The organism is Hydrogenophaga bisanensis, assembly GCF_042665135.1.
GTDB lineage: Bacteria > Pseudomonadota > Gammaproteobacteria > Burkholderiales > Burkholderiaceae_C > Hydrogenophaga > Hydrogenophaga bisanensis.
This window is the reverse complement of the sequence record NZ_JBHTBX010000005.1, coordinates 1-16,838: the sequence shown is the minus strand read 5'-3', so window position 1 is coordinate 16,838 and position 16,838 is coordinate 1. Positions and strand designations below refer to the sequence as shown.

Sequence of the window (16,838 nt, the reverse complement as noted above, 5' to 3'; positions counted from 1 at the left end):
GGCTCATTTCTGCCAGATGATCTTGCGCTGCGAGGCCTCCCAGGTCTCGTAGTGCCGGGCATAGAGGTCCTCGATGCGGTTGCGCTTGACCTTGAAAGTGGGCGTGATCATGTCGTTGTCCACCGTCCAGGCGGTGGTGGTGACCACCAGGCATTGCAGCTGCTCGTGCGGGTCCAGCGAGGCGTTGATCTGGTGCAGGTGCTCGGTCAGCGACTGCTCCAGCGCCTGACGCCCTCCCACTTCGGCGGACTGGGCCGCCGCTTCGGCGTTGAGCATGACGATCCCCAGCGGTTGCCCCAGGTTGGCGCCGGTCACCACGCAGGCCTCGACAGCGTCGTGCATCATCAGCTTGTCCTCGATCGGCGCAGGGGCCACGTACTTGCCCTTGCTGGTCTTGAACAGGTCCTTGACGCGACCGGTGATTCGCAGCAAGCCGTAGCTGTCGATGTGGCCCTTGTCGCCGGTGCGCAGCCAGCCGTCGCTGGTGAAAACCTCTCTGGTTTTCTCGGGCTCCCGGTAATAGCCCAGCATGAGGGCCTCGCTTCGCATCTGGATCTCGCCCGATTCGGGGGCGATGCGGTGCTCCACGCCCGGGTAGGTCGGTCCCACCGTGCCTTGCTGGTTCTTGCCGGCCTCGGTGATGTGTGACAGCGCCAGGTTCTCGGTCATGCCGTAACCTTCGTTGATGGGCAGGCCCAGCCGCTCGTACCACTGCAGCAGGGCCAGGGGCATCGGCGCGGCGCCGCCGGCGGCAAACTGGCACTGGTCCAGACCCAGCGCCTTGCGGATCTTGCGCCGGATCAGTCCACCCAGCAACGGGATCCGCAGCAGGCGCTGCAACTTGGCTTCGGGCATCTTCTGGTGAATGCCGTGCTGGAACTTCACCCACAGGCGCGGCACCGAGAAGAACACCGTCGGACGTGCGCGCTGCAGATCGGCGGTGAAGGTGTCCAGCGATTCTGCAAAGTACACATGCATACCGGTGCGCAGCCAGCCGTGCTCGACCAGCATGCGTTCGACCACATGGGCCAGTGGCAGGTAGGACAGCATGCGGTCATCCCCGCTCAGGGGGATGCGTGCCAGACCCTTGTCCAGCGCCCAGGCAAAGTTGCCAAAGCTGTGCATGACGCCCTTGGGCATGCCCGTCGTGCCCGAGGTGTAAATGATTGTGGCGAGCTCGTCGGCTGCACGCAGAACCTGCCCGTTCAGGGGGGAGGTCTTCTGGCAGATCTCGTCCCAACCGGTGTATTGCCGTATCGCGTCCGGCGGTGACAGCGGATAGCTGATGCACGGCAAGCCGCTGGGGATGCCGGGTTTCATGTGCTCCCAGCCGTCCAGCTTGCCCACAAAACAGGCGCGTGCCCCGCTGTGCTCAAGGATCTGGGCAATCGTGTCGGGCGCCAGGGTCGGGTATAGGGGGACCGATACGTGGCCAGCCATCCAGATGGCCAGATCGCTCATCATCCACCAGGCGCAATTCTTGGACAGGATAGCCACCCGCGAACCCGGCTCCCATCCCTGTGCCTTGAGGTGGGCTGCCATCCGTCGCGCCTGATCGGCGACCTCGGCCCAGCTGTAGTCCTTGACCACGCCGCCACCCATGGGCTGCGTCAGCGCGATGCGGCCGGGGTCTTTGCTTTCCCAGTGATAAAGGCGCTGCAGCGCCAGCAGATCGCTTGCTACCGGACTCATGAACGTGTCTCCTGCCTGTGCTTGTTCCCCACCGCAATCTACACACAAGCGTGCAGACGCATAAATGGGTTTTCCCTGCCAAAAAATAGAGGATGCACTCCATCGCCGCCGGGCGGTTTGATCCTGCTCAAGCTTGCAGCACCTGGTCCGGTATGCTGATCGCATGTATACCCCTCCTCATGTCGATCTCCTGGAACTTGTCACCGGCGCCACTTCGCAAGATCAGGAACCAGGCGCCAGCATCATCGTGCTGCACGGCCTCGGGGCCGACGGCAGCGACTTCCTGCCCGTGGCACAGGCCATGGACCTGTCACCGGTGGGGCCCGTGCGCTATGTGTTTCCCAGTGCGCCTGTTCGTCCGGTGACCATCAATGGCGGGTACGCGATGCGCGCCTGGTACGACATCCATCCGCCTGCCGACGAACCGGGTGGTGTGCGCCAGGAAGACGAGCTTGGTCTGCGCGAATCCCAGGCCATCGTGGAGCAGCTGATCGAGCGCGAGCGCCAGCGTGGCGTGCCCGCCGAGCGCATCGTGCTGATGGGCTTTTCCCAGGGCTGCGCCATGACCTTGCTGGCGGGCTTGCGCTCGCCCCATCGCCTGGCCGGTCTGGTGGCGCTGTCGGGTTACCTTCCGCTGGCGTCGATCACGGCGGCTGAGGCAAGCCCGGTCAGCCGCGAGGTGCCGGTGCTCATGATCCATGGCCTGCACGACGAGGTGGTGGTGCCGTCCCGGGGCGAGGCGGCGCGGGATGTGCTCAAGGATCTGGGCTACAACGTGCAGTGGGCTACCTTTGCGATGGGGCATGAGCTTTGCATGGAGGAAGTGTCTGTGATCCGCGACTGGTTGCTTGAGCGGCTGCAAGTTCCCAGAACTTGACCTGATCGGTATCGGACGTCATCAACTGCCTTCACAATGATCGCAGGGCATGGCATGCGGCCATGCCTTGGTGACATCGAATCAAGGAGGTATGGTGATGCGTTTGAAAGACAAGGTGGTGCTGATCACTGGCGGCGCGAGTGGTATCGGTTTGTCCACCGTGGAACGCTGTCTTGCCGAAGGCGCCCGCGTGGCACTGGCCGACATGGCGGATTCCCAGGGCCAGGCCCGGGCGGCGGAACTTGACCAGCGGTACGCCGGCCGTTGTGCATTCATTCCGGTCGATGTGTCCTCGACCGAGCAGGTGGACCGCATGGTGGCCGACACCGTCCAGCGCTTCGGGCGGCTGGATGGCGTGTTCAACAACGCCGGGATCGGCGGACTGAGCCCCGCGCAGGACTACACCGATGAGGACTTCCTGCGCATACTGGACATCAATCTGATGGGCGTGTTCCGGGTCGCACGGGCGTCGATCAAGGTCATGTACGCCCAGGGCAGTGGCAGTGTCGTCAACTGTGCCTCGATCCTGGGTGTGTTCGGCCAGAGCAACACCGCGGCCTACACCGCCGCCAAGGGCGGGGTGGTCAACATGACGCGGACCCTGGCCCTGGAAGGCGCCGCCAAGGGGGTGCGTGTGAATTCGATCGGCCCCGGCTACATCGACACGCCCCTGCTGTCCCTGCTGGATGCGGCGACGAAGCAGTTCCTGATCGGGCTTCACCCCATCGGGCGCCTGGGGCGGCCCGAAGAGGTGGCCAACGCGGCGCTGTTTCTTCTCAGTGATGAGGCCAGCTTCATCACCGGCGCGAACCTGCTGGTGGACGGCGGTTTCACGGCCGGCAAGTCCTGAGCCTGTGCGCGTCAGGCGCTGCGGGCTGATTCGGCCAGTCGACGGGCCAGCCGGTTGTGCCGTTCGATCAGGGGTCCCAGATCGATCGAAGCCAGCTGGCCTTCGCGCACCACCACCCGCCCGTTGACCACGGTCCAGACAGCCTGCGGACTGGCGCAGAGCAGCAGGCTGGCCACGGGGTCGTGCACGGCCCCGCCGGCAAACCCCAGGGTGCGCAGGTCAAACAGCGCCAGATCGGCGCACATGCCCACGGCCAGGTGGCCGATGTCGCGCCGGCCCAGTACCGCCGCACCGCCGCGGGTGGCGATGTGCAGCGCGTCGCGCGCCGTCATCTCGGCCGGGCCCAGGTCACAGCCGAAGAAGGTCCTGCCGTCCCGGATTTCGGGGGCTGACAGGGCGCGACCGACGCGCGCCAGCAGCAGGGCCTGCCGCGCCTCGTTGACCATGTGCGCCCCGTCGTTGCTGGCGCTGCCGTCCACTCCCAGCCCCACCGGCACGCCGGCATCCACCATGCGCCGGATGGGCGCAATGCCGCTGGCCAGGCGCATGTTGCTGCAGGGGCAGTGCGCCACGCCGGTGCGACTGGCGGCGAACAGTGAGATGCCTTCGTCGTCGAGCTTGACGCAGTGGGCGTGCCAGACGTCGTCGCCCAGCCAGCCCAGTTCCTGTGCATACTGCGCCGGCGTCATGTTGAACTTCTCGCGGCTGTAGGCGATGTCGTGGTCGTTCTCGGCCAGGTGGGTGTGCAGGCGCACGCCCAGGCCTTTGAAGCTGCGGGCCAGATCGGCACTGGCCTTCATCAACGCCGGGCTGACCGAGAAGGGCGAACAGGGCGCGAGCGCTACCTGAACCATGGCACCGTGAGACGCGTCGTGCCAGGTCTCGATGAGGCGCTGGCTGTCCTTGAGGATGGCGTCCTCTTTTTCCACCACCCGGTCGGGTGGCAGGCCGCCCAGTGACTGGCCCACGCTCATGCTGCCGCGCGTGGCCACGAAGCGCATGCCGATGTGCTGGGCGCCCTCAATGGCGTCTTCCAGGCGAATACCGTTGGGGTAGATGTAGAGATGGTCACTGCTGGTGGTGCAGCCACTGAGCAGCAGCTCGGCCATCGCGACCTGGGTGGATACCTGCACCATCTCGGGCGTGAGTCCCGCCCAGATCGGATAGAGCCCGCGCAGCCAGCTGAAGAGCTCGGCATCCTGCACCCCGGGGATGGCCCGCGTGAGCGACTGGTACATATGGTGGTGGGTATTCACCAGCCCGGGCACGACCAGGTGGCCGCGCGCATCGATCACCTCACCTGCGCCGGCCAATGTCTCCGGGGGTACGTCAGCTGCCGGCCCCATCCATTCGATGGTGTGGCCGCGCACCAGCAGGGAGGCGTCCCTCAGTTCACGACCCATCGAGGCATCGGCATGGTCGAAGGTGGCGATGCAGTCGGCGCGATGGATCAGCAGGGTCTGGTCGGTCATGTCAGGTCGGGCGGCGTGTGCCGGCCACCATCGCCGGCGCACCCGATCATGACATCCTCAGGCGCCCATGGCCATCAGGCTGGCGTTGCCCCCGGCCGCGGCGGTGTTCACCGACAGGGTGCGTTCGTGCACCAGGCGCGTGAGGTCGTAGCCGGGCACGGGCCGCAGCAGTGGCAGGATCGGACCCGGGCGTGCGGCCAGGCGCACCTGCAGGGCGTCGGCGTCGTCGTCCGCACCGTCAAACAGCACCGCTGTCACGTCCCGTTCCATCCACGCGGCATCCACCGCCACCCGTTCTTGCAGGGAAGCGGGGAGCGCCGAATGCACGACCTTGGCCGCTGGTGTGTTGTCCAGCACCAGCCGGTTGCCGCTGATCAGCGCCGCCATCACCTGGTGCAGGGCGTCTGCCGCTGTCTGGCTCACCCCGGCGATGAGTCCCCGGGCGGTGAAGCGCAGGCGGTTGTCTTCTCCCGTGGGTCCGGGCAACGCCAGCCGCAGGCCGGTGATGCGCCGTGTGCGGTAGGCATCGGCCTGGTCGCGCAGGGCCAACAGCTCATCGCCTTCCAGCCACTGCCGTCCTGCGCTGTCCAGCCAGGTCTGCAGGCATTGCAGGTGTTCATCCGCGCTGTGGCTTTCAGGGGTCTCAGCGACAGCAGATGCGCCATCCCCGAGGACCGGACCACCGGTCCGCGCCAGCAGGCGGTGCAGGTACAGCGGGCCACCCGCCTTGGGCCCGGTCCCCGACAGCCCCTCGCCGCCGAAGGGCTGCACGCCCACCACGGCGCCAATGATGTTGCGGTTGACGTACAGGTTGCCGACATGGGCGCGGCTGGCGACCTGGTCGACCGTCTCGTCGATGCGGGTGTGCACGCCCATGGTCAGGCCATAGCCGCTGGCGTTGATCTGGTCGATCAGGTGGTCCAGATCGGCCGCCCGGTAGCGCAGCACGTGCAGGATCGGGCCAAATTGCTCACGCCCCAGATCGGCCAGGCGATCGATCTCGATCACCGTGGGGGCCACGAAGGTGCCCCGGGCACACGCGGGGGGCAGGGGCAAACGCGTCACCCGGGCGCCACGGGTCTGCATGGCGGCCACGTGGTTCTCCAGGCCATGACGCGCCTGCGCATCGATCACCGGGCCGATGTCCACCCGGACATCGGCCGGGTTGCCCAGACTGAGTTCGCTCATGGCGCCACGCAGCATGTGCAGCACGCCATCGGCGATCTCCTCCTGCAGGCAGAGCACGCGCAGGGCCGAGCAACGCTGGCCCGCGGAGTCAAAGGCCGACGCCAGCACATCGGTGACGACCTGCTCGGGCAGGGCGGTCGAGTCCACGATCATGGCGTTCTGCCCGCCCGTCTCGGCAATCAGCGGCACCTGGCCGCCGCGCGAGGCCAGTGTGCGGTGGATGATGGCGGCCACCTCGGTGGAGCCGGTGAACATGACGCCACGCACCCGTGCATCCGCCACCAGGGCCGCGCCCACGGTTTCGCCCTGACCGGGCAGCAGCTGCAGCACGGCCGGGGGGATGCCCGCCTGATGCAGGAGCCGAACCGCAAAGGCCGCGATCAGGGGCGTCTGCTCGGCCGGCTTGGCCAGCACCGGGTTACCGGCGGCCAGGGCCGCCGCCACCTGCCCGGTGAAGATGGCCAGAGGGAAGTTCCAGGGGCTGATGCACAGCACCGGACCCAGGGGCACATGGCAGGCCGTATCGAAGCCGCGCGACTGCTGGGCGTAGTAGCGCAGGAAGTCCACCGCCTCGCGCAGTTCAGCCACCGCGTTGGCCCATGACTTGCCGGCTTCGCGCACCGCCAGGGACAGCAGCGTATCGGCGTTCTGCTCGAACAGCGAGGCGGCGCTCTCCAGCAGCGTGCTGCGGTCTGCGGCGGGTGTGGTGGCCCAGGTATTGGCGGCCTCAGTGGCGGTGTGCAATGCCTGCCCGATGTCATCGGTGGTGCTTTCCCGAACCGTGCCGACGGTTTCGCCCAGATCGGCCGGGTTGTACACCGCCACGGACGGCCCGACGGCGGTAGGCGTGCCAGCCACGATGGGACCCGCCTCGAATGCCTCATGCAGTGAGCGCGCCAGCGCGCGACCGATGCGTTCCCGCACAGCTTCGCTGGCCAGGTCGTGCCCGGCCGAATTGGCTCGAAGCGGGGCGAACAGGTCGCGGGGCAGAGGGATCCTGGGGTGAGGCGCGCCCCCGAGGGCCGAGGCCTGTTCGACCGGGTCGGCAATCAGTTCCTCCACGGGAACGCGCTCGTCCACGATGCGGTTGACAAAGCTGGTGTTGGCACCGTTCTCCAGCAGCCGCCGCACCAGGTAGGCCAGCAGGGTCTCGTGACTGCCCACAGGGGCATAGATCCTGACCAGCCGATGCCGTTGGGGGTGCCCGACGATCTGGTCGTAGAGCGGTTCGCCCATCCCGTGCAGGCACTGAAACTCATAGTCGCCGGGCTGCCAGGGCCGGCCATCGGTCTGGGCCAGGTGCACGATGGTGGCCAGTGTCTGGGCGTTGTGGGTGGCAAACTGGGGGTACACCACTTCGCGCGCGGCCAGCAGCTGCCGGGCGCAGGCCAGATAGGACACGTCGGTGTAGACCTTGCGCGTGAAGACGGGGTAGCCCGCCAGCCCGTCGATCTGGGCGCGCTTGATCTCCGCATCCCAGTAGGCGCCCTTGACCAGGCGGACCATCATTCGCCGCCCGCTGCGCCGGGCCAGGTCGATGACGAAGTCGAGCACGCGGGGCGCACGCTTCTGGTAGGCCTGCACCACAAAGCCCAGGCCGTTCCACCCGCCCAGCGCCGGGTCCGTGGCCAGGGCTTCGAGCAGGTCCAGCGAGATGTCCAGACGGTCGGCTTCTTCGGCGTCGATGTTCAGACCGATGTCGTGCCCGCGAGCCTGCAGGCACAGCGCCTTCAGTCCGGGCAGCAGCTCGGCCAGCACACGCTCGCGCTGCGACCAGGTGTAGCGCGGGTGCAGGGCGGACAGCTTCACCGAGATGCCATTGCCATCCACCACGCCACGGCCACGACTGTCCGCACCGATGGCCGCGATGGCGCGCTCGTAGTCGCCGAAGTAACGCTCGGCGTCCTGCGCGGTCATGGCGGCTTCGCCCAGCATGTCGAAGGAATAGCGGTAGCCTCTGGCTTCATGGGCGCGTCCGCGCTGCAGCGCTTCGTCGATGTCGCGCCCGGTCACGAACTGCTCGCCCAGCATGCGCATGGCCAGGTCCATGCCCTTGCGGATCAGGGGTTCGCCGCCACGGGCCACGAGCCGCGTGAGCGCGGACGACAGACCTTCCTCGCTGCTGGTGGACACCAGCCGGCCGGTGATCAGCAGGCCCCAGGTGGCCGCATTGACGAACAGCGAGGGGCTGTTGCCGATGTGCGAGCGCCAGTCCCCGTCGGACAGCTTGTCTCGGATCAGTCGGTCGGCGGTGGCTTTGTCAGGCACGCGCAGCAAGGCCTCGGCCAGGCACATCAGGGCCACGCCCTCCTGGCTGGAGAGGGAAAACTCCTTCATCAGGGCATCGACGCCACTGGAGCGGGTGCGTACGCTGCGCAAGCCGGTGACCAGGTCATGGGCCAGCTGGCGCACTGGTGCCTGCAGGGCCGGATCGAGCCGGGCCGCCTCCACCAGTGGCGGCACACACACCGGTTCGGGCAGGCGCCAGGCGTCGTCGATGTGCACGCGAAGCGCCGGGCGCGGCTGTGCCGGGAGGGCGGCGGCACCGCGGGACGGCGCGGGCTGTGTGATCAGGTGGGTGTCGGGTGCGTTCATGCGGGGTCTCCAGGGCGGATGACGGTTGTTTGTCAGTCACGTCAATGGCCTGAATTGTTCCGAATTTACGGTAGTTTTTGGCTCTGAATTTGAGATTGATAAAGCCATAATGGCTGACATAGAGCGTATTTAAAGACGAAAGTCTTCTGAAAAATGGATCGCATCGACCAGAAAATCCTCCAGGAGCTGCAGGCAGATGCCAGGCTGTCCATCGTGGAACTCTCCCGTCGTGTCGGGTTGACCAAGACGCCTTGCGCCGAGCGGGTCCGTCGCCTGGAGAAGGCGGGTGTGATCCGGGGCTATCACGCGGCACTGGACGCCGACGCGGTGGGTGCCGGTCATGTGGTGCTGGTGCAGGTGTTGCTCTCCAGCACCACCGAGCAGGACCTGCGCCGCTTCAATGAGGCGGTGCGCCGCATCCCCGAGATCGAGTCCTGCCACATGATCGCGGGGGATTTCGACTACCTGCTCAAGGTACGCACCCGGGACATCAACGAGTACCGCAAAGTCATGGGCGAGCACATTTCGGGGCTGCCCTCTGTCAAGCAGACCCACACCTATGTGGTGATGGAGGTGGTCAAGGATGAGCGCAGCCTGCCGGTGCGGCCCGCGGCCGCTAGACTGACAACCCCATGACACTACCCAGCCTCGAAGACCCCCGCGCGCTGCTGCGACACCTGTACGACGTGGCGGTGCAGCGCGCGCTGCCGCTGCACAACACCGCGGCCCATCTGCCCCAGCCCCCGAAAGGACGCACCCTGGTGCTGGGGGCGGGCAAGGCGGGTGGCGCGATGGCGCACGCGGTGGAGGCCCTGTGGCCGCAGGATGCGCCGCTGTCCGGTCTGGTGGTCACGCGCTACGGACACACACCGCCGCGGCCGTCGGGGGTGCACGAAAGGATCGAGGTCGTGGAAGCCGCGCACCCGGTGCCCGACGCAGCCGGTCTGGCGGCGGCTCAGCGCATCCTGGCGCTGACGCAGGGCTTGACCGGGGACGACCTGGTGCTGTGCCTGATCTCGGGCGGCGGATCGTCCCTGCTGACGCTGCCGTGCGAGGGCCTGACCCTGGCCGACAAGCAGCGCATCAACCGCCAGTTGCTCGAGAGCGGCGCGCACATCGGCGAGATGAACACCGTGCGCAAGCATCTCTCCCGCATCAAGGGGGGGCGCCTGGCGGCAGCCTGTGCACCCGCCCGCGTGGTCACGCTGACCATCAGCGATGTGCCAGGTGACGACGTGAGCGTGATCGCCAGTGGCCCGACCGTGGCCGATGCGACCACCTGCGCCGATGCCCTGGACATCCTGCGTCGCTACGGCATAGAGGTGCCGCCTGCGGTCCGGGCGCGGCTCGAGCGCGCCGAGCTGGAAACCCCCAAACCCGGCGATCCGCGACTGGCGCGCTGCGAAACGCACCTGATCGCCACGCCGCAGCAGAGCCTGGAGGCCGCTGCCGCCGCGGCACGCAGTCTGGGTCTGCGTGCCTACATCCTCAGCGATGAGATCGAGGGCGAATCGCGGGAAGTCGGCAAGGTGCACGCGGCGCTCGCCCGCTCGGCGGCGTTGGGGCGCAGCAGCTTCGAGGCGCCCTGCGTCATCCTGAGCGGAGGGGAGACCACGGTGACGGTGCGTCCCCGTGCCCCGGATCAGCCCAGGGGCAAGGGCGGACGGGCGGGCGAGTTCTGCATGGGTCTGGCACAGGCGCTGGGCGGCCAGCCCGGTGTCTGGGCCCTGGCCGCCGACACCGACGGCATCGATGGCATGGAGGACAACGCGGGTGCGGTGGTGACGCCGGACACGCTGGCCCGCTCGGCCGCCCTCGGGCTGAAGGTCGGTGATCATCTGGCCCGCAACGACGCCTACGGCTTCTTTGAACCACTGGGGGATCTGGTCGCGACGGGCCCAACCCACACCAATGTCAACGACTTCCGGGCGATTCTGGTGAGGTGACTTCCGCCGCGTCCCGCGCGGCGGCCCCGGATCGGCGGTTACAAACCCGCCGAAGACATCGTTTCTAATAGAGGGTTGCCATCGGCCCACCGGCCGCGGAACACGCCGGCCACGTTCGTGGGACGGATTCCTCCCTGTCAACCCTGTTGCTGGTGCCCGACCCCGGGTACCGTGGACCATTTTGCTCGACCGTTTGCCGTCCGTACCTGCCTCCGCCCTGGCGCGACAGTTGGCGCGCTGGTTGCCTGCGCCTGTCGATGGACCGCGGCAGGACGTGGCCGAGCGGCTTGGCCAATGGCTCAATGTCAAGGAAGCCATTGCGCTGCATGCGGCGACCGGGGCGGTGGACGCCGCCGGCGCTGCGGCGTCGAGGCGGCAGCGTTCCACGACGGTACCGACCCAGGCGCTTCGTGCCAACCTGCAGGCCGAGTTGCAGCGCGTGCAAGCGGTGCTGGCGCAATCGATCCGTCGCCGCGATCCGACGCACCGCCCTGACGCCAGTGATCCCGACACCGAGTTCGCCTTCTACCATCAGCGCCTGCACGAGCAGCAGCGTCGCATGGAGTTGTCGGTGGACGCCCTGCGCGACCACGTGCGCCAGGCCCTGGCCCAATCGTCGCCGGATCACGCGCGCCTGGCTGCGCTCGATGCCCACATGCAGACCCTCTTTGGCGGACGTGAGCAGCGGCTGCTGTCCCAGCTGCCAGCCTTGCTGAAAGCCCGATTTGCCGCCCTGCGGCAGGCGGTCGCCACCTCTGACACCCCCCATGACCCACGCTGGCTGCAGGCCTTTGCCGACGAGTTCGAACAGATCCTGCTGGCCGAGCTGGACCTTCGGCTGCAACCGGTCATGGGTCTGATCGAATCCCTGGAACATGATGACTGATTCTTTGCGTTTGCATCGCGTCCTGTCTGCGGGCGCCTTGGTGACTGGCCTGGCGGTGGTGGCCTGGGTGGCCAGCGGTTTTGTCGGCTCCAGTGCGTTTGCCCTGGGCATGACGCTGCTGATTGGCGCTGTCTTTCTGGGGGGTGTCTGGGAGTTGCGCCGCTATTCACAGGCGACCGCAGCCCTGCAGACGGCCATGGCCGACGTGCCACAGCCCCTGGAGCGCTTGTCCGACTGGCTGACCCGTGTGCCTGACTCCCTGCAGGGGGCCGTCCGCCAGCGTGTCGAGGGTGATCGGGTTGCCTTCCCGGCACTCACGCTCACCCCCTACCTGATTGGTCTGCTGGTCATGCTGGGCATGCTGGGGACTTTTCTGGGCATGGTGGTGACGTTCAAGGGGGCGGTGTTTGCCCTGGAGGGGTCGGCCGACCTGTCGGCCATCCGCAGCGCACTGGCCGCGCCGATCAAGGGCCTGGGGCTGTCGTTCGGGACCTCGGTGGCTGGCGTGGCCACCTCGGCCATGCTGGGCCTCATGACGACCCTGGCGCGACGTGAACGCACCCGCGCGCTGCGGATGCTGGATGGCCTGGTGGCCACCACACTGCGGCCGTTCTCGGCCGCGCATCAGCGACAGCAGAGTTTCGAAGCCCTGCAACGCCAGGCCGAAGCCATGCCGGCCGCGGCCCGGCACCTGCAGACGCTGATCGAGCAGATGGAGCAGCGCAGCCGGCAGCTCGACGAGCAGTTGCTGGCCCGCCAGGCCGAGTTCCAGCGTGAGGCGGCGGCGTCTTACACCGGCCTGGCCCAGTCGGTCGAGCGTTCGCTGCGCGAGAGCCTGGCCGCCAGTGCCCGCGCCGCCACCGAAAGCCTGCAGCCTGTGGTCCAACAGGCCATGAGCCGTGTGGCCGCCGAGTCCATGCGCCTGCACGAAGGCGTGGGCGCTGCGGTCCAGGCACAGCTGTCCGGGCTGTCGGAGCGCTTTGCCGTCACCACCACCGCGGTGACCGAGACCTGGACCCAGGCACTGAAGCAGCACGCCGACGATGCCCGGCAACTGCTGGCGCTGCAGGAGCAATCCCTCACCCAGCTGCATGCCGGCTTCGAGTCTCGCGCCGAACAATGGCTGCACAAGGTGCAGACCGCCCAGGAGCAGGCCCAGGCACAGCGTCTCCAGATGGACCAGAGCCAGCAGGCGTCGCTCATGGCAGCGCTGGAGCGCGTGACGCAGTCGCTGCAGGCCGGCTGGCAGCAGGCGGGCAGCCTGGCCCAGACCCAGCAGCAGGCCATGATGCAGGCCCTGGAGGAGACCGCCAGGGCCATCACCGAACGAAGCACCCGGCAGCTTGACCAGGGACTGGAGGGCGTTTCACGCCTGCTGGCCCAGACCGAAGCCCTGGTGCAGGCCCGCGCGGCATCCGAAGCGGCCTGGGTGCAGCAGCATGGTCAGCGCATGGACGAGCTGGCGGCCCTGTGGCGCCAGGAGCTCTCGGTCCTGCGCGAGACCGAAGTCCAGCACCAGCAACGGCTGGTCGAGCAGCAAGGCACCTGGCAGGCCAGCATCGGGCAGCAACTTCAGGCCTTGCGCAACGACGAGGCGGTGCGCGGTGATGCGGCCGTGCAGCGATTGGCCGAACTGCAGGCGGCGCTGGCGACACAACTGGCCACCCTGGGGAACGCTCTGGAAGCGCCCATGGCGCGACTGATGCAGACGGCATCCGAGGCCCCCAAGGCGGCGGCCGAGGTGATTGCCCAGTTGCGCGAGCAGATGAGCCGTCTGGCCGAGCGGGACAACGCCACGCTGGCCGAACGGGCCGACCTGGTGGGGCAGATGGGTCAGCTGTTGCAGCAGGTGCAGCAGACCACGGCCGAGCAGCGTGCCGCCATCGAGAACCTGGTGGGATCCGCCTCCAGCGTGCTCGAACGGGTGGGGCAGCAGTTTGCCGACACGGTCGGCGCGCAGTCCGGACGTGCCGAGGCGATGGCCGAGCAGGCGGCCGCCAGTGCCGCCCAGCTGGGTGCGCTGGGTGAGGCCTTCCAGGCAGGCATCGGGCAGCTGGCGGCCAGCCACGAACAGCTGGTGCAGGGCCTCCGGCGGGTGGAGGAGGCGATCGGTCAGTCGCTCACGCGCAGCGATGAACAGCTGGCCTACTACGTGGCCCAGGCGCGCGAGGTCATTGACCTGAGCATCAGCGCCCAGCAAGGCATCGTGGAAGACCTGCGGCGTCTTCGCGGACCCGTCAAGGCCACGGCCGGAGTGGCGTGATGGGCGCCTTCCATGACCCGTGGGGTGGGGCTGAGGGCCCCGATGACGAGGCGCCCGAAGCCACCGCCCCCGTCTGGGCGGTGTTTGGTGACCTGATGGCCGGGCTGGTGGGCGCATTTGTGCTGGTGTTCATTGGCGTGTTGCTCACCCAGGTGGACCTGGTCAACAGCCTGCAGGCGGAGATCGAGAAGCGCCAGCAGGAGGAAGCCCGTCGCATGGCACTGGAAAAGGCACTGGCCGTGCCGCTGGCCAGTGGTCGGGTGACTTTGAACAACGGTCGCATCGGCATCAGTGGCAGCGTGCTGTTCGACTTCAACTCGGCGCAGTTGCGTCCCGAAGGCGAGCAGTTGCTGCAGGCGCTGGTGCCGCCCTTGCAGGTGTACCTGGGTGAGCGCGATGAACTGCTGATGGTCAGCGGCTTCACCGACGACAAACCCATCAGCGCCAGCAACACCCGGTTCAAGGACAACCTGGAGCTGTCTGCCCAGCGGGCGTTGACGGTGACCCGCACCCTCATTGCCCAGGGGATGCCGCGTGCACGCGTCTTCAGTGCGGCCTTCGGCGCCGAGCAGCCGGTGGCCAGCAACGCCGACGAGAAGGGGCGTGCGCTCAACCGCCGGGTGGAGATGGCACCGGTGCCCCGTGCGAGCGCCGGCGCCGGTGCCGGCAGCAACGCCACCCAGGAACGCGACGCGGCGACGCCGTCGGCGGGACGTTCATGACCAAACCCGCATCCTCTGCTGGCGGGGCCGGTTCCCCGTTGGCCGCCCTCCATGCCCATCTGGACCAGGCCTCCAGGCAGGCGAGGGGCACGCTGGACCCGGGAGCGGGACCCTGGCCGGATCTGCGCAGCGCAGCCCGCTTTCGGGAAACCTGGGAGCGTCTGAGTGCCGAGGGCCAGGTGCGGCAGTCCCTGCAGCGTGCGCCCCAGAATGCCGGTCCGCTCAATCCCCAGCGATTGATGAGCGGGAACCTGGCGCTGATGGGGGAGTTGTCACCCCACTACCTGCGCCGCTTCCTCGCCCATGCCGACACCCTGCTCTGGCTGGATCAGCTTCAGTCCAGCCTGCGTCCGGCGGGCAAGACCGGCAAGGCGGGGTCGTCGGCCGTGCCATCGGACCCGCGGCGCCGGCGCTGACCAGGCGCCGCCACGCTCAGGTCCTGCCGGTCTGCTGGCCCGCCTTGGCTTGCGCCAGCATGCGCGCGAACATGTCCAGCAGCTGGTCGTATTCCTCGTCGCTCAGGCACCGGGTCAGCTCGTCGTTGCGCTGTTCCACCAGCACCATGACCTTGCGCCAGAGTGTCTTGCCCTTGGGCGTGAGGGCCAGGAAGACGCTGCGGCCATCCAGCGGACTGGCGACTTTCTGGACCAATCCCTTGTCCACCAGCGACTGGGCGGCCCGGCTGGCCTGGCCCTTGTCCAGGTTGGCCTCAAAAGCCAGCTGATTCACGGTGAGCTGGGGAAAAGACCCGATGGAAGACAGCGTCCGGGCCTCCGACAGGCCCAATCCCAGCTCGGCGGTGTACAGGGCGTGGGTGGCCATGTCGTTGAGCTTGGCCAGGGTGTTCAGGCGGTAGGTGAAAAACCGCTCCAGGGCGGGTGGGGAGGGGCTGCGCTCGCTCATGGGTGCATTGTCCTTCAGGTGATTGGCGGGTTTGGCCAATCCCTCTGCGTGGTTGGAAATAGTTGCGTGCGCAACTAAAATGCGCCAGAATTCGCGGAAACCGAAAACAGAGCGCCGGAGACAACCCAGATGCACCAACCCACGACGCAGCCGCGTCCGTCGATCTATTACCCGTATGAGGTGTTCCAGCCCTGGCTGCCCTCGCAGCACGGGGCGCAGCCGCGCCAGAAGGTGGTCATCGTCGGCAGCGGGCCGGCGGGCATGGTCACGGCGCTGGAGCTGGCGCGCCACGGTGTGGCCAGCGTGGTGCTCAGCGCCGAGCTGCAGTTCTCGCAGGGCAGCCGGGCCATCGTGTTCACCCGCCGCTCCATGGAGATCCTGCAGCAGGTGGGCGTGGCCGAACGCATGACCGAGGGGGGCCTGCCCTGGCGCTTTGGCAACTCGTACTACCGGGGCCATCGCGTCTTTCGCATGGAAGCGCCGCACGACGATGACGACCGGTTCTTCCCCATGCTCAACGTGCAGCAGCAGTACATGGAGCATTACCTGCACGATGCCTGTGCGGCCAGTCCGCTGATCGAGATGCGCTGGGGCAACAAGGTTGTGGGGGTGACCCAGCGCGAGGGTTATGCTGAGGTGCTGATCGACACGCCCGAGGGTGAGTACACGCTGGAGAGCGACTGGGTGGTGGATGCCTCCGGTGGCCGCTCGGCCATCCGCACGGCCATGAACCTGCAGATGGAAGGCGCCTCTTACGAAGGTTTCTTCGTCATCGCCGACATCCGCATCGACCTGCCGCTGCCGACCGAGCGCCTGGCTTTCTTCGACCCGGAGTGGAACCCGGGCAACACCATCCTGATGCACCGCGAGCCGCACGGCATCTGGCGCGTGGACTACCAGCTGCCCGAGGGCGAGACGCCCGAGGAGGCCCTGCGCCCGGAGTCGCTCAAGGCCCGCATCGACGCGCAGCTGGCGATGATCGGCCATGCCGGTACGCCCTGGGAGATGGACTGGAGCTCGGTGTACTCGGCCCGCACGCTCACGCTGCCCGACTTCGTGCACGGCAGCGTGATCTTCACCGGCGACGCCGCCCACCTGCTGCCCATCTTCGGCGTGCGCGGGGCCAACACCGCGTTCCAGGACGCGCAGTCGCTGGGCTGGCACCTGGCGTATGTGGTCAAAGGCCTGGCGGGCCCCCGCCTGCTGGCCAGCCACAGCGCCGAGCGGGTGGGCGCGGCGCGCGAGATCATTGCCGAGTCGGGCAAGAGCGTGCGCTTCATGACGCCGCCCACCCGGGGCTTCCGCCTGCTGCGCGATGCGGTGCTGTCGCTGTCGCTGCAGCACGAATTCGTGCGCCCGCTCTACCACTGGCGCACCTCGCGTCCGCACGAGTACACCCATTCGATGCTCAACAGCCGGGGCGACGACAACGCGCTGTTCACCG

General features: G+C 67.7%; 13 protein-coding genes. 9 read left to right on the top strand and 4 right to left on the bottom strand.

From position 1 onward, the window contains the following. Positions 1-3: 3 nt before the first annotated feature. Complete coding sequence (locus tag ACFQNJ_RS08580; protein ID WP_382256082.1) at positions 4-1,692, bottom strand: AMP-binding protein; 1,689 nt, start codon at positions 1,690-1,692, stop codon at positions 4-6. Between the two features lie 163 nt (positions 1,693-1,855). Between ACFQNJ_RS08580 and ACFQNJ_RS08575 the strand changes: the two genes are divergently transcribed. Both ACFQNJ_RS08575 and ACFQNJ_RS08570 read left to right on the top strand, forming a co-directional pair. Next, complete coding sequence (locus ACFQNJ_RS08575; RefSeq protein WP_382256080.1) at positions 1,856-2,569, top strand: alpha/beta hydrolase; 714 nt, start codon at positions 1,856-1,858, stop codon at positions 2,567-2,569. 97 nt (positions 2,570-2,666) lie between these two features. Then, entirely contained in the window at positions 2,667-3,419 is a 753-nt protein-coding gene (locus tag ACFQNJ_RS08570; RefSeq protein ID WP_382256078.1) for an SDR family NAD(P)-dependent oxidoreductase, read from the top strand. Positions 3,420-3,430: 11 nt separating this feature from the next. On the opposite strand, the gene ACFQNJ_RS08565 is transcribed toward ACFQNJ_RS08570, so the two are convergent. Next, positions 3,431-4,891: an 8-oxoguanine deaminase gene (locus tag ACFQNJ_RS08565; protein ID WP_382256076.1), complete on the bottom strand. Its 1,461-nt coding sequence runs from the start codon at positions 4,889-4,891 to the stop codon at positions 3,431-3,433. Positions 4,892-4,948: 57 nt separating this feature from the next. After that, a complete protein-coding gene (gene putA / locus ACFQNJ_RS08560) occupies positions 4,949-8,674 on the bottom strand; it encodes a trifunctional transcriptional regulator/proline dehydrogenase/L-glutamate gamma-semialdehyde dehydrogenase (protein ID WP_382256073.1) in 3,726 nt (1,241 codons plus the stop codon). Between the two features lie 153 nt (positions 8,675-8,827). On the opposite strand from putA, the gene ACFQNJ_RS08555 reads away from it, so the two are divergent. The 6 genes from ACFQNJ_RS08555 (at position 8,828) to ACFQNJ_RS08530 (ending at position 14,907) form a co-directional block, all read left to right on the top strand. Continuing rightward, positions 8,828-9,310 (top strand): Lrp/AsnC ligand binding domain-containing protein, encoded by a 483-nt coding sequence (locus ACFQNJ_RS08555; protein ID WP_382256070.1) that lies wholly within the window; start codon positions 8,828-8,830, stop codon positions 9,308-9,310. Next, positions 9,307-10,620 carry a glycerate kinase type-2 family protein gene (locus tag ACFQNJ_RS08550; RefSeq protein WP_382256068.1) on the top strand — a complete coding sequence of 438 codons (1,314 nt, stop codon included), beginning with the start codon at positions 9,307-9,309 and terminating at the stop codon, positions 10,618-10,620. Before ACFQNJ_RS08555 ends, ACFQNJ_RS08550 begins: the two co-directional genes overlap by 4 nt. Before the next feature lie 181 nt (positions 10,621-10,801). Beyond that, positions 10,802-11,506, top strand: a complete 705-nt coding sequence (locus ACFQNJ_RS08545) for a DUF3348 family protein (protein WP_382256066.1) — start codon at positions 10,802-10,804, stop codon at positions 11,504-11,506. Beyond that, positions 11,496-13,769, top strand: a complete 2,274-nt coding sequence (locus ACFQNJ_RS08540; RefSeq protein WP_382256063.1) for a DUF802 domain-containing protein — start codon at positions 11,496-11,498, stop codon at positions 13,767-13,769. The genes ACFQNJ_RS08545 and ACFQNJ_RS08540 overlap by 11 nt, the downstream gene beginning before the upstream one ends. Further along, positions 13,769-14,491 (top strand): OmpA family protein, encoded by a 723-nt coding sequence (locus ACFQNJ_RS08535; RefSeq protein WP_382256061.1) that lies wholly within the window; start codon positions 13,769-13,771, stop codon positions 14,489-14,491. Before ACFQNJ_RS08540 ends, ACFQNJ_RS08535 begins: the two co-directional genes overlap by 1 nt. After that, positions 14,488-14,907, top strand: a complete 420-nt coding sequence (locus ACFQNJ_RS08530) for a DUF2894 domain-containing protein (protein WP_382256059.1) — start codon at positions 14,488-14,490, stop codon at positions 14,905-14,907. Before ACFQNJ_RS08535 ends, ACFQNJ_RS08530 begins: the two co-directional genes overlap by 4 nt. A 16-nt stretch (positions 14,908-14,923) precedes the next feature. On the opposite strand, the gene ACFQNJ_RS08525 is transcribed toward ACFQNJ_RS08530, so the two are convergent. After that, on the bottom strand, positions 14,924-15,394 hold the full coding sequence (locus ACFQNJ_RS08525) for a MarR family winged helix-turn-helix transcriptional regulator (RefSeq protein ID WP_382256056.1): 471 nt from the start codon (positions 15,392-15,394) through the stop codon (positions 14,924-14,926). Positions 15,395-15,523: 129 nt separating this feature from the next. Between ACFQNJ_RS08525 and ACFQNJ_RS08520 the strand changes: the two genes are divergently transcribed. Then, positions 15,524-16,838 (top strand): FAD-dependent monooxygenase (locus tag ACFQNJ_RS08520; RefSeq protein ID WP_382256053.1); only part of this gene is annotated, 1,315 nt, incomplete at its 3' end.

What these genes read in the sequence shown, in the direction of transcription:
- ACFQNJ_RS08580 (WP_382256082.1), bottom strand. Translation starts at nt 1,692, where the DNA reads ATGAGTCCGGTAGCAAGCGATCTGCTGGCGCTGCAGCGCCTTTATCAC.
- ACFQNJ_RS08575 (WP_382256080.1), top strand. Translation starts at nt 1,856, where the DNA reads ATGTATACCCCTCCTCATGTCGATCTCCTGGAACTTGTCACCGGCGCC.
- ACFQNJ_RS08570 (WP_382256078.1), top strand. Translation starts at nt 2,667, where the DNA reads ATGCGTTTGAAAGACAAGGTGGTGCTGATCACTGGCGGCGCGAGTGGT.
- ACFQNJ_RS08565 (WP_382256076.1), bottom strand. Translation starts at nt 4,891, where the DNA reads ATGACCGACCAGACCCTGCTGATCCATCGCGCCGACTGCATCGCCACC.
- putA (WP_382256073.1), bottom strand. Translation starts at nt 8,674, where the DNA reads ATGAACGCACCCGACACCCACCTGATCACACAGCCCGCGCCGTCCCGC.
- ACFQNJ_RS08555 (WP_382256070.1), top strand. Translation starts at nt 8,828, where the DNA reads ATGGATCGCATCGACCAGAAAATCCTCCAGGAGCTGCAGGCAGATGCC.
- ACFQNJ_RS08550 (WP_382256068.1), top strand. Translation starts at nt 9,307, where the DNA reads ATGACACTACCCAGCCTCGAAGACCCCCGCGCGCTGCTGCGACACCTG.
- ACFQNJ_RS08540 (WP_382256063.1), top strand. Translation starts at nt 11,496, where the DNA reads ATGATGACTGATTCTTTGCGTTTGCATCGCGTCCTGTCTGCGGGCGCC.
- ACFQNJ_RS08535 (WP_382256061.1), top strand. Translation starts at nt 13,769, where the DNA reads ATGGGCGCCTTCCATGACCCGTGGGGTGGGGCTGAGGGCCCCGATGAC.
- ACFQNJ_RS08530 (WP_382256059.1), top strand. Translation starts at nt 14,488, where the DNA reads ATGACCAAACCCGCATCCTCTGCTGGCGGGGCCGGTTCCCCGTTGGCC.
- ACFQNJ_RS08525 (WP_382256056.1), bottom strand. Translation starts at nt 15,394, where the DNA reads ATGAGCGAGCGCAGCCCCTCCCCACCCGCCCTGGAGCGGTTTTTCACC.